The following is a 12994-nucleotide window of genomic DNA, read 5'->3' as shown; positions in this document are numbered from 1 at the left end:
TGTGGAATTTTCCGATTCTGTTAACATGAGCGCAAAAATCGTCACAGTTTCATAAAAGTGTAACATTAGCGTCATGAATCACACTCATTTGTACGCTAGCCCCTTACAATAACGTTCGTAATAGAACAAAAAAGCTATCGTTTTTTTTCGCATTGGAGATATCTATGCTGAGTATTTTTAGGCCCGCAGCCCACCAGGCGCGCGTATCGCAGGATCGTGTCGATCCCCTCTATCGCCGTCTGCGCTGGCAGATATTCATGGGGATCTTTTTTGGCTACGCCGCCTACTATCTGGTACGCAAAAACTTCACACTGGCAATGCCTTACCTGATTGAACAGGGCTTCTCACGCGGTGACCTTGGCTTTGCGCTATCCGGTATCTCTATCGCCTACGGCTTTTCCAAATTCATCATGGGTTCGGTATCTGACCGTTCCAACCCACGGGTTTTCCTGCCTGCCGGTCTGATTCTGGCAGCCGCCGTGATGCTGTTCATGGGCTTCGTGCCGTGGGCAACGTCAAGCATCGCGGTGATGTTCGTCCTGCTGTTCCTGTGCGGCTGGTTCCAGGGAATGGGATGGCCACCGTGTGGACGCACCATGGTTCACTGGTGGTCGCAGAAAGAGCGTGGCGGCATCGTATCCGTATGGAACTGTGCTCACAACGTCGGCGGCGGGCTTCCGCCTCTGCTGTTCCTGCTGGGTATGGCCTGGTTCAACGACTGGAAAGCCGCACTTTATATGCCGGCCTTCGCCGCGATTCTGGTTGCTCTGATTGCGTTTGCACTAATGCGTGACACACCGCAATCCTGTGGTTTGCCACCGATTGAAGAGTACAAAAACGACTATCCGGTTGATTACAATGAAAAAGACGAAGAAGAACTGACGGCTAAGCAGATTTTCATGCAGTACGTTTTCCCGAACAAACTGCTGTGGTACATCGCTATCGCCAACGTCTTCGTTTACCTGCTGCGTTACGGCATCCTCGACTGGTCACCGACTTATCTGAAAGAAGTGAAACACTTCGCACTGGATAAATCGTCCTGGGCCTACTTCCTGTACGAATACGCGGGTATTCCGGGTACGCTGCTGTGCGGCTGGATGTCCGATAAAGTGTTCAAAGGCAACCGTGGTGCAACGGGCGTGTTCTTTATGACGCTGGTGACGATAGCGACCATCGTGTACTGGATGAACCCAGCCGGTAATCCGGGTGTGGATATGGCCTGTATGATCGTCATCGGCTTCCTGATTTACGGCCCGGTGATGCTGATTGGTCTGCACGCACTGGAGCTGGCACCGAAGAAAGCAGCAGGTACAGCAGCGGGCTTCACCGGCCTGTTCGGCTACCTCGGTGGCTCCGTTGCCGCTAGCGCCATCGTCGGCTACACCGTTGACTTCTTCGGTTGGGACGGCGGCTTCATGGTGATGATCGGCGGCAGCATTCTGGCGGTACTTCTGCTGATTGTTGTTATGCTGAATGAGAAAAAACATAAAGCAGAGTTAGCCAGCCGCGCTTAACCCGCTCTTGTAAGCATCCCTCTGGCGGCGTCATGATGACGCCGTCTTTCTCTCAACAGAAAGAGGTTTGATCGCATGAACGTTACCGTAACATCCCTACTCTCCGCCCTCGCACTCTCCGTCTCCCTTAGTGCTTCCAGTCACGCGAGTGACTCCGCTTCATCAACCGACAAAATCGTCATTGCCCACCGCGGTGCCAGCGGCTATCTACCCGAGCATACACTTCCAGCCAAGGCAATGGCCTACGCTCAGGGTGCCGATTATCTGGAGCAGGATCTGGTGCTCACCAAAGATAACGCGCTCATTGTCCTGCATGACCACTATCTGGATCGCGTGACCGATGTGGCAGAACGTTTTCCGCAACGTGCCCGTAAAGATGGACGCTTTTACGCTATCGACTTCACGCTACAAGAGATCAAGTCGCTGAAATTCACCGAAGGATTCGACATCAAAGACGGTAAGCAGGTACAGAGCTACACGAACCGCTTCCCGATGTGGAAATCCGACTTCCGCATTCATACCTTTCAGGAAGAGATTGAATTTATTCAGGGTCTGAACCACTCAACGGGCAAAAACATCGGGATCTACCCCGAAATCAAAGCGCCGTGGTTTCACCATCAGGAAGGGAAAGATATCGCCCGCGAAACGCTGGCCGTGTTGAAGCAGTATGGCTATACGAAAAAAAGCGATAAGGTCTTCCTGCAATCGTTTGATGTTGCTGAGCTAAAGCGCATCAAAACCGAATTGCAGCCGCAGATGAAGATGGACCTAAACCTGATTCAACTGATTGCCTATACCGACTGGCATGAAACCTACGAGAAACAGGCCGATGGGACGTGGGCGAATTACAACTACGACTGGATGCAAAAGCCCGGCGCCATGCAGCAGATTGCAACCTATGCCGATGGTGTCGGGCCGGACTACCACATGCTCGTCCAGAAAGGTTCGACGCCTGACAACATCACCTTTACCGGCATGGTGAAGGAAGCCCACCAGCATAAACTTCAGGTACACCCGTTCACGGCAAGGGCTGACAGGCTACCAGCGTACGCCAAGGATGTCGATCGGCTTTACGATATTCTCTACTATCAGGCGGATGTTGACGGGCTGTTCACCGATTTCCCCGACAAAGCGGTCGATTTTCTGAAAAAACCGCGCTGAAGTTCAGCGATCCCATCGGGCAGTTCGTGCTCGATGGGACGTCGGTTCGAGAATATACGGCTTACTTCAGAAACAGTTCCCGCAGGTAATTCGGCACCGCGCTGTCTGCGTTAGAACCAATCACTTCGCGATCCGGCAGTAAATCTTTCAGGCGCTGGTGCGCGTTCTGCATGACGCAGCCTTTACCTGCCATCGACAGCATTTCGTAGTCGTTCATACCATCGCCAAACGCTACGCACTCTTTGAGCGAGAAGCCGATGATCTTCGCCACCTGCTCCAGCGCATGGCCTTTAGATACGCCGCCCGCCATCACTTCCAGACAGGTAAGCGTCGAAAAGCTCACGTTAACACGGTCGCCCCAGCGCGCATTGATCGCTTCTTCCAACGGCAGCAGTTGTTCATGGGAATCGCAGGTAAAGAACACCTTGCTGACGCCATCGGTTTCCAGCAGCGCAGGCTCGAACAACTTGTATTTAAAGATCGACTCTTTGAAGAAACGTTCTTCTTCCGCTCGTGGACGGTTCATAAACCACTCATCATCGCGGTACACGTGCGTCAGCATATCGGGGTTAGTGTGTACGACGCTGTAAAGGTCGCGGGCGATATCCTGATCCAGATTGTGGCTGAAAATCAGCTCGCCCTGCGAGTTGTGCACTCGCGCGCCATTCGAGGTAATCATAAACGCGCTGATGCCGAGATTATCGCGAATCTGCGCGACGTCCATGTGGTGCCGTCCGGTCGCGAACACAAAGTGAATCCCTTTTTCCGTCAGCAGCCTGAGGGTTTCTTTCGCATACGGGGACAGCGAGTGGTCAGGTGACAGCAGTGTGCCATCTAAATCGGAAGCAACGACATGGTACATAACGATGAGATCTCACTTCTGGTGTGTTGTAGCGGCACACGCCGCAAAAATTAATGATAACGCGCAAAGTGCGCCAGAATCAGCGCAAATGCCTGAGCGCGGAGGTTATCCGTTTCAAATAGAATTTCATGCCGCGCACCGGGGATAACCTGTAGAACGCCGTTCGCATTGGCGTTACCGCTCTGCGCCAGTGCCTGACAAAACGCATTTTGGCTGCGGTTATCCACCACGCGTTCCTCTCCCGCCTGCAACAGCAGCAGCGGCGTAGTGACGGCGCTGGCCTGTGCCTGTAGCTGTTTCCCTGCCTGTATCGCTTCACGCACCCAATGATAGGTGGGGCCGCCTACGCGCAAATCCGGCGAGTCTGCATAAAATCGAATGCTGCGCTGGTAGCGTTCACGGCTGTGCGTCAGTACATTCATCCGATAAGGCAACGGACGCCACTGTCCGGTGCCGATAGCGTAATAATCACGTATCGCCGGACGACGCTCTGCCCAATCGACAATCCATCCGGCAACACAATGAGGAAGCGGCAAACGAATGCCAAACATCGGCGCGCACAGCGCAACGGCATCAAACGTCTCAGGCTGGCGAATCAGCAGTTGTGCCAGAATCGCGCCTCCCATTGAATGCGCTAACGCAAACCGGCGGGTATAGTGCTTCGGCCCTATGTGCTGCTGACACAGCGTTTCGGCGTCATCGACATAATCACTGAAACGCACAACGTGTCCACGGTGGCCGTCTTGCAACACGCGACCCGATCGCCCTTGCCCACGGTGATCCATGATGAGTACATCATAGCCGCTATGAAAAAGGTCATACGCCACTTCGCTATATTTGACGTAGCTTTCGATGCGGCCTGAAAAGACAACGACAATCTTGTCGTGCTGTGGCGCGGTAAAGCGAACAAACCGGATAGGGACGTCATCAACGCCAGAGAATTCGCCCTCTTCACGCTGACGCCAAAAATCCAGTAATTCTCCGGTAGCAAAAGCGGCAAACTGCGCTTCTCGCGTTAGCAGGTTCGAGGTTAACCCCTCAGGCGTTAACCGTTCCGACGTAAACAACGTATTGTGGCGTTGAACCATCACACCTCTCCGGTGACGCGGGAAAACTAAAGCTAGCGGAAGAACATGACAAGCGGTAGAGCACCAGCGTATTGTGACATAAAAAACAGACAGACTCTCGTAATACAGAACGTGATTCAGGGGCATGCTTCATGACATTGGACTGGTGGTTAACCTATTTACTCACAACGCTTATTCTCAGCCTGTCGCCCGGCTCGGGCGCCATCAACACCATGAGTACCGGCATTAGCCACGGCTATCGCGGCGCGGCGGCCTCGATCTGTGGTTTGCAGGTCGGGCTGGCGATTCATATCGTGCTGGTCGGCATCGGGCTAGGCGCGCTGCTTAACCAGTCGGTATTGGCTTTCGATATGCTGAAATGGCTGGGCGCGGCTTATCTGATTTGGCTGGGGATTCAGCAGTGGCGCGCCGCGGGCGCACTGGACCTTCAGGCGATCGCCAGCGCGATGCCGCGTCGTAGACTCTTTAAACGTGCGGTGTTGGTGAATCTGACCAACCCGAAAAGCATCGTGTTTCTGGCAGCGCTGTTCCCACAGTTCATTATCCCCCACCAGCCGCAGGCCGCTCAGTATCTGGTATTGGGCGTCACCACCGTTGTGGTCGATATTATCGTGATGATTGGCTATGCCACGCTGGCAACGCGGATCGCCGGGTGGCTGAAAGGCCCACGGCAAATGAAGACACTCAACCGGATATTCGGTTCACTGTTCGTGCTGGTTGGCGCGTTACTTGCCACCGCGAGAAAAGCCTGATGAAGACAGTGCGCCGTATCGACTTACGGCGCACTGTTGTTCTCCACCAGAAACGCTCTGGGGAAATGTTAGCGAGAGAAAATCAGGTGCAGGCCGAAACCGGTAAATAGCACGCCCGCTACGCCATCCACCCATTTCGCCAGACGCTGATAGCCGCGACGCATTGCCGGCAAGGCGAAAACCATCGCGACCAGGCTGAACCAGATCAGCGTTTCAATCGAGATCAGCGCGAACAGTCCCCAACGGGCACCGCTGCCGACGCTATCGCCAACAAACAGCGAGAACACGCTGCCGAAATAGATCAGCGCCTTCGGGTTAGCCAGATTCGTCAATAGCCCACGCATAAAGGTTTTGCCACGCTGAGGCAAGACCACCGCCGTTTCCTGCGTGGTTTCCAACTGTGCTTTACGCCGTGCGGAGCGCAACATCTGCCAGCCCATCCAGCACAGATACAGCCCGCCGCCGACGGTAATGGCGGTATGCAGCCAGGCCATTTTTTGCAACAGCAGATGCAGCCCCAGCAGCGCGATAGCCGCCCAGACCACCACGCCCAGAGAAATACCCAGCACACCCATCATCGCTTCACGGCGGGAACGGCTGGCCGCGGTTTGTGAAACAAAAAAGAAATCCGGCCCAGGGCTCATCAGCGCAATGAAATGCACCAGCGCCACCGTCAGAAATAGCATCAGCATCTTGGTTTTCCTGTTTTTTTAAATGCAATCAGATAAGGCGAGCGTTACTCGTCATCATTATCGACATGATCGCGAATCATGTTCATGAAGGGCGCACCAAAGCGTTCAAGCTTACGGTGACCGACCCCGTTGATATTCAGCAATTCACCCGCGGTGATCGGCATCAGTTCCGCCATCTCCAGCAGCGTCGCATCGCTGAACACCACGTAAGGCGGAATATTGTCTTCATCCGCAATGGATTTACGCAATTTGCGCAATTTGGCGAACAGCTTACGGTCGTAATTTCCGCCATAAGATTTCTGATTCGCGCGAGGCTTCAGGTTAATCACTCGCGGCACAGCCAGCTGTAGCGGCACTTCTCCCCGCAATACCGGACGTGCCGATTCGGTAAGCTGTACGGCGGAATGCATCGTGATGTTCTGGTTCAGCAAGCCCAGATGAATCAGCTGGCGCAGCACGCTGACCCAATGCTCCTGCGATTTATCCTTGCCGATACCGTAAACCGGCAGCTTGTCATGGCCGAAGTCCCGGATACGCTGGTTATTTGCGCCGCGCAGCACCTCGACGATATACCCTAAACCAAAGCGCTGACCAACGCGATACACGCAGGACAGCGCCTTTTGCGCCTCAACCAGCCCGTCGTAACGCTTCGGCGGATCGAGACAAACATCGCAGTTACCGCAAGGTTGTTGGCGCCCTTCACCGAAATAGTTCAGCAGCACCAGACGACGGCAGGTCTGCGCTTCGGCAAATGCCCCCATCGCATTGAGCTTATGGCGCTCGATATCCAACTGCGGCCCGGCGGGTTTTTCTTCCAGACAGCGGCGCAGCCACGCCATATCCGCCGGATCGTAGAACAGCGCAGCTTCAGCAGCGAGGCCGTCACGTCCGGCACGCCCCGTTTCCTGATAGTAGGATTCGATGTTGCGCGGAATATCAAAGTGCACCACAAACCGCACGTTAGGTTTGTTGATGCCCATACCAAATGCGACGGTCGCGACTACCACCTGAAGATCGTCACGCAGAAACGCTTCCTGCACCTGCGCACGCCGCTCGTTATCCAGACCAGCGTGATAAGCCCCTGCGCTCAGCCCGCGCGCCTGCAAACGCGCACAAATGTCTTCCACGCGGGAGCGGCTATTGCAGTAGATGATGCCGCTTTTTCCCCGCTGTCCCTGCACGAACATCCAGAGCTGATCGAGCGGTTTGAATTTCTCTACCAGCGTGTAGCGAATATTCGGGCGGTCAAAACTGTTGATCTGAATGAGCGGCGACTGAAGATCCAGCAGGCGAACGATATCGTTGCGCGTGGTCTCGTCAGCGGTGGCCGTCAAAGCAATGAAAGGAAGATGCGGAAAACGCTGTTTAATCTGCCCCAGAGCGCGGTATTCAGGGCGGAAATCGTGTCCCCATTGGGAAATGCAGTGCGCTTCATCCACCGCGATCAGGGCGATCTGCCAGTGGGCGAGATGATCGAGGAAGCTATCTGTCGTCAGACGTTCCGGCGCAATATACAGCAATTTGATCTGGCCGGTACGGCAACCCGCCATCACCTCAAGCTGCTGTTCACGCGTCTGCGTCGAATTCAGGCAGGCCGCCGACACGCCGTAGGCCTGAAGCTGATCGACCTGATCTTTCATCAGTGAAATCAGCGGGGACACCACCAGCGTCAGCCCGTCCATCACCAGTGCAGGGATTTGATAGCACAGCGACTTGCCGCCGCCTGTCGGCATGATCACCAGACAATCCTGCCCACTGAGCGTCGCGCTGATAATTTCCTGCTGACCCGGTCGGAATTGCTGGTAGCCGAACGTGTCCCGCAGAACCTGAACCGCCAGCGCTTCCTTATTCAATACTTCCGCCGTAGACACGCCTTCCCCAATTCAATGAAATCAAACAGGCGCTATTTTCAGCGCCGTTTGGTAAAACTGCAATGGTTAGTTTGGTAAAACGACACGGGTTAACAAAGACAGTCGTTAACGAAGGCAGTAGTCAAAACGGCAATCGCTAAAATAACCGTCGTTAGAACATGTCGTTCAGCGTCACCCCAACGCCGAAGCGAGTCTGACGGTGGTTGTAGTCAATCAGTGATTCACCGTAACCGCTAAAGACCTTGGTATAAAAGCGAACATGACGCGTCAGCGGGTAGCTCCAGCCCAGTTCACCACCGCCGTAGCCGCTGTTCCAGTTATAACGCCCTTCCGCGCTAAACACGCTGTCGCCCCACACATAGCCAACGCGTAAGCGGTAATGACCCATGTATTTGGTGATATCCGGGTTATCGTCCTGGCTATCAGAGAAACGAATCCACGGTTTCACATCAACCTGCCAGTTACCGTTCTGTGCCATCAGACGGGCATAGGCGCGGTTCCAACTGCGTGACGTGGGTTCGGAACGGCCGTTAGATTGGTGATTAAAGCCCACTTCCACATCCCGCAGCGTCCAGCCCGCGAGGGTGGCGTTCGTTGCCCAGCCCAAAAAGACCTGAGGTTCATAATCCGTTTCACGGAATGGAGAAGACTCACTCTTATTCGACAGCTGCCACCATGAGCGCTGCGTATAGGAAGCCCCCAGCAGCGAGTTATCACCCAGAATGCCACGCCAGATAGGGAATCCCAGGCTCAACTGGTAATGCACTTCATCTTTACGTGCTTCATCGCCCCAGTTATAGCTCTGGATCGCCGTTTTATTGATGTTGCTGGTATAGGTGTACAGCAAGTAGTTACTTTCATAAGGATAGAGGACAAACGGGGTATCGTGCTCTTGTAACAGACTGGCGATAATGCTGCCACGTACCACCGGTTGATTTGGCGCAGGCGCGTTTACGTTTGTTGTTGTTTCAGCATGAGCCTGTGCCATCAGTAATGCTGCCAGTACGAGTACTATTTTATGCATTCATTTTCTCCGACATGTTTTTTCTCCGGCATTCTTTTTATCCAAATAAAATCTTTTATCTAAATAAACTCTTTTATCTAAATAGCGATAAGCCTTCCCCTTCCCCACACAAGCCCGCCATTCTACACAGTTCCGCGACGTTTGAATTACCGTTCCGCCGTTTCTCAGCCTTTTCTGGCAAGAAACAAAATCAATGCATAAAATAAACACTTACATAACCTTATCGCATCAAATCACCTACATTTAATGCGTACCTCTTATTGCTCGGACGGAAAACAACGATGGCTGACCACCCCTCATTTCAGGGAACGACATTAACCAGAGATACCGTGCGCCAGCTCGTTGGCGAGATTTTCATTTACAAAATGCCATTCAACATCGAGCTAGGCCTTGAGCTACAGCAATTTGAAGCTGATAAGGCCGTCCTGACGTTCGCCCGGCAAGAGAAGCTCATCGGCAATGCGGCACAAAAGATTCTGCATGGCGGCGTGATTGCCGCCGGGCTGGACGTTGCTGCCGGATTGGTATGCGTCGGCAACACGCTGCTGCGTCATGAGACGATCAGCGATCAGGAATTTCATCACCGACTCGCCCGCATGGGAACCATTGATATGCGGGTAGATTATCTGCGTCCGGGCTATGGGGAACACTTCACGATAACCAGCACGCTGCTGCGCGGCGGCAATAAAATCGCCGTCGCCCGTGCCGAATTGCATAACGAACAGGGTTCACATTTGGCCAGCGCGACCGCAACCTATATTGTCGGGTAGCCTTTCCCGTGGGCAAACAGGATTGTCAGGCAACATAGCCATTAACACTTTACGTGAAAGCGCTCACAGTTTTGGGTAGACTTAGCGTTTTCCCGCCGTCCTTATCGAGTCACCCATGAACGCGCAACAAACCCGTGAGGGGATATTTTTCGCCCTCGGTGCGTATTTTATTTGGGGAATTGCTCCCGTTTATTTCAAGCTGCTTGAGCACGTTCCACCCAATGAAATACTGACACACCGTATTATCTGGTCATTCTTCTTTATGCTCATCCTGCTGACCATCGGCCGGAAATGGCGTCAGGTGAGCTATGCCTGCCGCAACGTCAAGCATCTGTTTCTGCTGGCATTAACGGCGGTGCTTATCGGCGGAAACTGGCTGTTGTATATCTGGGCGGTCAACAACCATCACATGCTGGAAGCCAGTCTGGGATATTTTATTAACCCGCTGGTCAACGTCATGTTGGGCATGATCTTCCTTGGAGAGCGCTTCCGCCGTCTGCAATGGCTGGCCGTGCTGCTCGCGGTGACAGGCGTACTGGTTCAACTGTGGACATTCGGATCGCTGCCGGTGATCGCGCTGGGGCTGGCATTCAGCTTCGCGTTATACGGCCTGCTGCGTAAGAAGATTGGTATCGACGGGCAAACGGGCATGTTGATCGAAACGCTGTGGCTGCTGCCAGTGGCGGTCATTTATCTGTTTTTTATTGCCGATACGCCAAGCAGCCATCTGATAGCCAATCCCTGGTCGCTAAACCTGCTGCTGCTCTCGGCGGGTATCGTCACCACGGTGCCGCTGCTATTTTTCACCGCGGCAGCCATGCGTCTGCGTCTATCGACGCTCGGCTTTTTCCAGTATCTCGGCCCGACCATCATGTTCCTGCTGGCTGTGGTGTTCTACGGTGAAACGTTCAGCAGCGACAAGCTGGTCACGTTTGCCTTCATCTGGGGCGCACTGGGGCTGTTCATTCTGGATGCACTTTATACACAGCGTAAGCTACGGCGCGCGCCCGCTACACCTTCCCAGCCTCAACACGACGGGAAATAAAGCGCGATAAGATCGGGCTGAATACTAGCGTCGAAAACAGCCGCAGCGTCTGCATGGCAATGACAAACGCCATATCGACCCGACTGCCTGCGGCAATAATTGCAATCGAATCCAGCCCGCCGGGGCTGGTCGCCAGAAAGGCGGTCAGCATATCCACCGGCATCATTTTCGTCACCATCCACGCCATCCCGCCACAGAGCAGCATCAATCCGACGATCGACGCCATCATGTGCGGCAGCGTGCGTATTGCCAGTAGAAAGATGGGACGGGTGAAACATAAACCCACGCTCCAGCCAATCACGGCGTAGGCCAACGCCAGCAGCCACTCCGGGGTTTGCAAGTGCAAGGTGCCGCTGGCATGCAGCATAGAACCGATAATCATCGGCCCCAGCAGCGCCCCGGATGGAATACGCATGCGTCTTGCTAACCATGCGCTACCAAATGCCACGCCGAGCGTCGCCAGAAAACGCCAGTCCAACGAAGGGAACCATACCAGCATCGCGCTGTTTTCTGCCGCTTCATCGCCTAAGCTCAGACGTGCCACGAACGCAGCCGAAGCGGTCACCATCAACACGCGTAAATATTGCATGAAGGCAACCAGTCGCACGTCCGCGCCGAACTCTCCAGACATGGCAACCATGGCAGACGCCCCGCCCGGCGATGCGCCCCAAGTTCCGGTCGTTCCGGGAAGCTCGCTAAATTTGACCAGTAACCAGCCAGATAATCCGCTGGCCGCCAGCGTCGCCAACAAAATGAACAGCACCAGCGGCCATTCATTCAGCAAAGGAGTCAGGATAGAAAAAGACAGGCTCTGGGCTACCAGACAGCCCAGTACGGCATTGCTGCCAGCAAAGCAGACGGGTGGGATGCGAATCGTCGCGCCGTTCAAGCCCATGACGACACCGACCATCATCGGCCCCAGCAACAGCGCGGCGGGAACGTGGTAAATCTGTAGTCCAAACCCCAGAGATAACGAAACTGACAGCAATATTCCCCACTGCATCCAAGGAGACATCCCTTTCATGCACACGACCTGTTTTTAGTAATAGAAAGTAAGAATAGAGAGGACTGTCCGCCATTCTAAACAAGATGGCCGGAAAATGAACGGGCGCGGGAGAATAAACAGAAAGAGTGAGCCGGAGAACGATGAATGGAGGAAGGAATGTTGATACGCCTGATGGTTAATTTCCATCAGGCGTATCGGTAAAAACTTAGAGCCAGTTTTTACGTTTAAAGTAGAGGTACGGCGCCAGTCCGGCGAGGATCATCAGCACAATCGCCCCCGGATAGCCAAACGACCATCTCAGCTCCGGCATAAACTCAAAGTTCATCCCGTAGCTGGATGCCACCAGCGTCGGCGGCAGAAACACCACGGATACCACCGAGAAGATCTTGATAATCCGGCTCTGCTCGATGTTGATGAAGCCCATCGCCGCCTGCATCAGGAAGTTAACTTTCTGGAACAGGGATTCGTTATGCGGCAGCAGAGATTCGATATCGCGTAAAATTTCGCGCGCCTGCTCCAGTTGGCCGGATGGCAAGCGGGCTTTACGCACCAGAAAATTCAACGCGCGTTGGGTATCCATCAGGCACAGGCGCACTTTCCAGCCCACGTCTTCCAGTTCCGCCAGCGTGGACAACGCCTCGTCGTACTCTTCACCCTGCCGCCCTTCCATTATGATGCGGCTTAGTGATTCCAGATCGCTGTAGATGTTCTCGATTTCGTCCGCCAGTTGCTCAATTTTCGTCTCAAAGAGGTCGAGCAGCAGTTCGTAAGCATTACCGTCCACCAACGTTTGGTTGCGGGCGCGCATGCGATACAGGCGGAAAGCGGGCAATTCACGCTCGCGCAGGGTGTACAGGCGGCCATCACGGATGGTAAACGCCACCGTGGAGTTACCGGCGTGATCCTCAGCATCTTCAAAAAAGAAAAAGGAGTGAATATGCAAGCCATCTTCATCTTCAAAAAAACGTGCCGACGCTTCGATATCTTCCAGTTCTGGACGGGTTGCCAGACTTTGTCCCAGTTCGTTTTGTACTTTTTCACGCTCATCGTCTTCCGGCTCGATCAAATCGACCCAAACTGACGTGGTGAGATCATCGGAGTCATCCAGTTCCAGACGAGATAAACGGCAATTATCCAGTTTAAATGCGCTCAGCATGGGCCATAGCTCCCCTTTCAGTAGCAGAGATGGACAACGCGATTGAAGCACAG

At 54.0% G+C, this 12994-nt stretch carries 12 protein-coding genes; 5 read left to right on the top strand and 7 right to left on the bottom strand.

The window, feature by feature from the left end; all coding sequences use genetic code 11:
* The first annotated feature begins 164 nt into the window (after positions 1 to 164).
* A complete protein-coding gene (gene glpT, locus I2D83_RS01500; protein ID WP_181830494.1) occupies positions 165 to 1514 on the top strand; it encodes a glycerol-3-phosphate transporter in 1350 nt (449 codons plus the stop codon).
* A gap of 75 nt (positions 1515 to 1589) precedes the next feature.
* A complete protein-coding gene (glpQ, locus tag I2D83_RS01495; protein WP_205947421.1) occupies positions 1590 to 2675 on the top strand; it encodes a glycerophosphodiester phosphodiesterase in 1086 nt (361 codons plus the stop codon).
* Positions 2676 to 2736: 61 nt separating this feature from the next.
* Here the strand turns inward: glpQ and yigL are convergent, their stop codons facing one another.
* Together yigL and pldB are read right to left on the bottom strand one after the other, a co-directional pair.
* Positions 2737 to 3537, bottom strand: coding sequence for a sugar/pyridoxal phosphate phosphatase YigL (yigL, locus tag I2D83_RS01490; RefSeq protein ID WP_015842056.1), 801 nt, complete (start codon positions 3535 to 3537; stop codon positions 2737 to 2739).
* Between the two features lie 50 nt (positions 3538 to 3587).
* Complete coding sequence (gene pldB, locus I2D83_RS01485; RefSeq protein ID WP_205947420.1) at positions 3588 to 4625, bottom strand: lysophospholipase L2; 1038 nt, start codon at positions 4623 to 4625, stop codon at positions 3588 to 3590.
* A 131-nt stretch (positions 4626 to 4756) separates the two neighbouring features.
* Between pldB and rhtB the strand changes: the two genes are divergently transcribed.
* The gene (gene rhtB, locus I2D83_RS01480) at positions 4757 to 5377 is read left to right on the top strand and encodes a homoserine/homoserine lactone efflux protein (RefSeq protein WP_015842058.1); all 621 of its coding nucleotides are present in this window, start codon (positions 4757 to 4759) and stop codon (positions 5375 to 5377) included.
* Positions 5378 to 5445: 68 nt separating this feature from the next.
* Here rhtB and rhtC read toward each other — a convergent pair whose 3' ends face one another.
* The 3 genes from rhtC to pldA all read right to left on the bottom strand — a co-directional run bounded on the left by rhtC (position 5446) and on the right by pldA (position 8964).
* Entirely contained in the window at positions 5446 to 6069 is a 624-nt protein-coding gene (rhtC, locus tag I2D83_RS01475; RefSeq protein ID WP_010284889.1) for a threonine export protein RhtC, read from the bottom strand.
* Positions 6070 to 6113: 44 nt separating this feature from the next.
* A complete protein-coding gene (recQ, locus tag I2D83_RS01470) occupies positions 6114 to 7940 on the bottom strand; it encodes an ATP-dependent DNA helicase RecQ (RefSeq protein ID WP_015842059.1) in 1827 nt (608 codons plus the stop codon).
* Positions 7941 to 8091: 151 nt separating this feature from the next.
* Positions 8092 to 8964 (bottom strand): phospholipase A, encoded by an 873-nt coding sequence (pldA, locus tag I2D83_RS01465; RefSeq protein WP_015842060.1) that lies wholly within the window; start codon positions 8962 to 8964, stop codon positions 8092 to 8094.
* 281 nt (positions 8965 to 9245) lie between these two features.
* On the opposite strand from pldA, the gene I2D83_RS01460 reads away from it, so the two are divergent.
* A complete protein-coding gene (locus I2D83_RS01460) occupies positions 9246 to 9734 on the top strand; it encodes a thioesterase family protein (protein ID WP_015842061.1) in 489 nt (162 codons plus the stop codon).
* A gap of 115 nt (positions 9735 to 9849) precedes the next feature.
* Complete coding sequence (gene rarD, locus I2D83_RS01455; protein ID WP_205947419.1) at positions 9850 to 10779, top strand: EamA family transporter RarD; 930 nt, start codon at positions 9850 to 9852, stop codon at positions 10777 to 10779.
* Here the strand turns inward: rarD and I2D83_RS01450 are convergent.
* Both I2D83_RS01450 and corA read right to left on the bottom strand, forming a co-directional pair.
* Positions 10745 to 11803, bottom strand: a complete 1059-nt coding sequence (locus tag I2D83_RS01450; protein WP_182100850.1) for an AbrB family transcriptional regulator — start codon at positions 11801 to 11803, stop codon at positions 10745 to 10747. The two genes, rarD and I2D83_RS01450, sit on opposite strands and share 35 nt — an antisense overlap.
* Positions 11804 to 11990: 187 nt before the next feature.
* Entirely contained in the window at positions 11991 to 12941 is a 951-nt protein-coding gene (corA, locus tag I2D83_RS01445) for a magnesium/cobalt transporter CorA (RefSeq protein WP_015842064.1), read from the bottom strand.
* Positions 12942 to 12994 lie beyond the last annotated feature (53 nt).

It is taken from the genome of Pectobacterium aroidearum, assembly GCF_015689195.1.
GTDB classification, from domain to species: domain Bacteria; phylum Pseudomonadota; class Gammaproteobacteria; order Enterobacterales; family Enterobacteriaceae; genus Pectobacterium; species Pectobacterium aroidearum.
This window is presented reverse-complemented; position numbering and strand designations above follow the sequence as displayed.

Bases quoted from the DNA above. Each gene is read 5' to 3' on its own strand.
- rhtB (WP_015842058.1), top strand. From the start codon at position 4,757: ATGACATTGGACTGGTGGTTAACCTATTTACTCACAACGCTTATTCTC.
- yigL (WP_015842056.1), bottom strand. From the start codon at position 3,537: ATGTACCATGTCGTTGCTTCCGATTTAGATGGCACACTGCTGTCACCT.
- corA (WP_015842064.1), bottom strand. From the start codon at position 12,941: ATGCTGAGCGCATTTAAACTGGATAATTGCCGTTTATCTCGTCTGGAA.
- pldA (WP_015842060.1), bottom strand. From the start codon at position 8,964: ATGCATAAAATAGTACTCGTACTGGCAGCATTACTGATGGCACAGGCT.
- pldB (WP_205947420.1), bottom strand. From the start codon at position 4,625: ATGGTTCAACGCCACAATACGTTGTTTACGTCGGAACGGTTAACGCCT.
- glpQ (WP_205947421.1), top strand. From the start codon at position 1,590: ATGAACGTTACCGTAACATCCCTACTCTCCGCCCTCGCACTCTCCGTC.
- rarD (WP_205947419.1), top strand. From the start codon at position 9,850: ATGAACGCGCAACAAACCCGTGAGGGGATATTTTTCGCCCTCGGTGCG.
- glpT (WP_181830494.1), top strand. From the start codon at position 165: ATGCTGAGTATTTTTAGGCCCGCAGCCCACCAGGCGCGCGTATCGCAG.
- I2D83_RS01450 (WP_182100850.1), bottom strand. From the start codon at position 11,803: ATGAAAGGGATGTCTCCTTGGATGCAGTGGGGAATATTGCTGTCAGTT.
- I2D83_RS01460 (WP_015842061.1), top strand. From the start codon at position 9,246: ATGGCTGACCACCCCTCATTTCAGGGAACGACATTAACCAGAGATACC.
- rhtC (WP_010284889.1), bottom strand. From the start codon at position 6,069: ATGCTGATGCTATTTCTGACGGTGGCGCTGGTGCATTTCATTGCGCTG.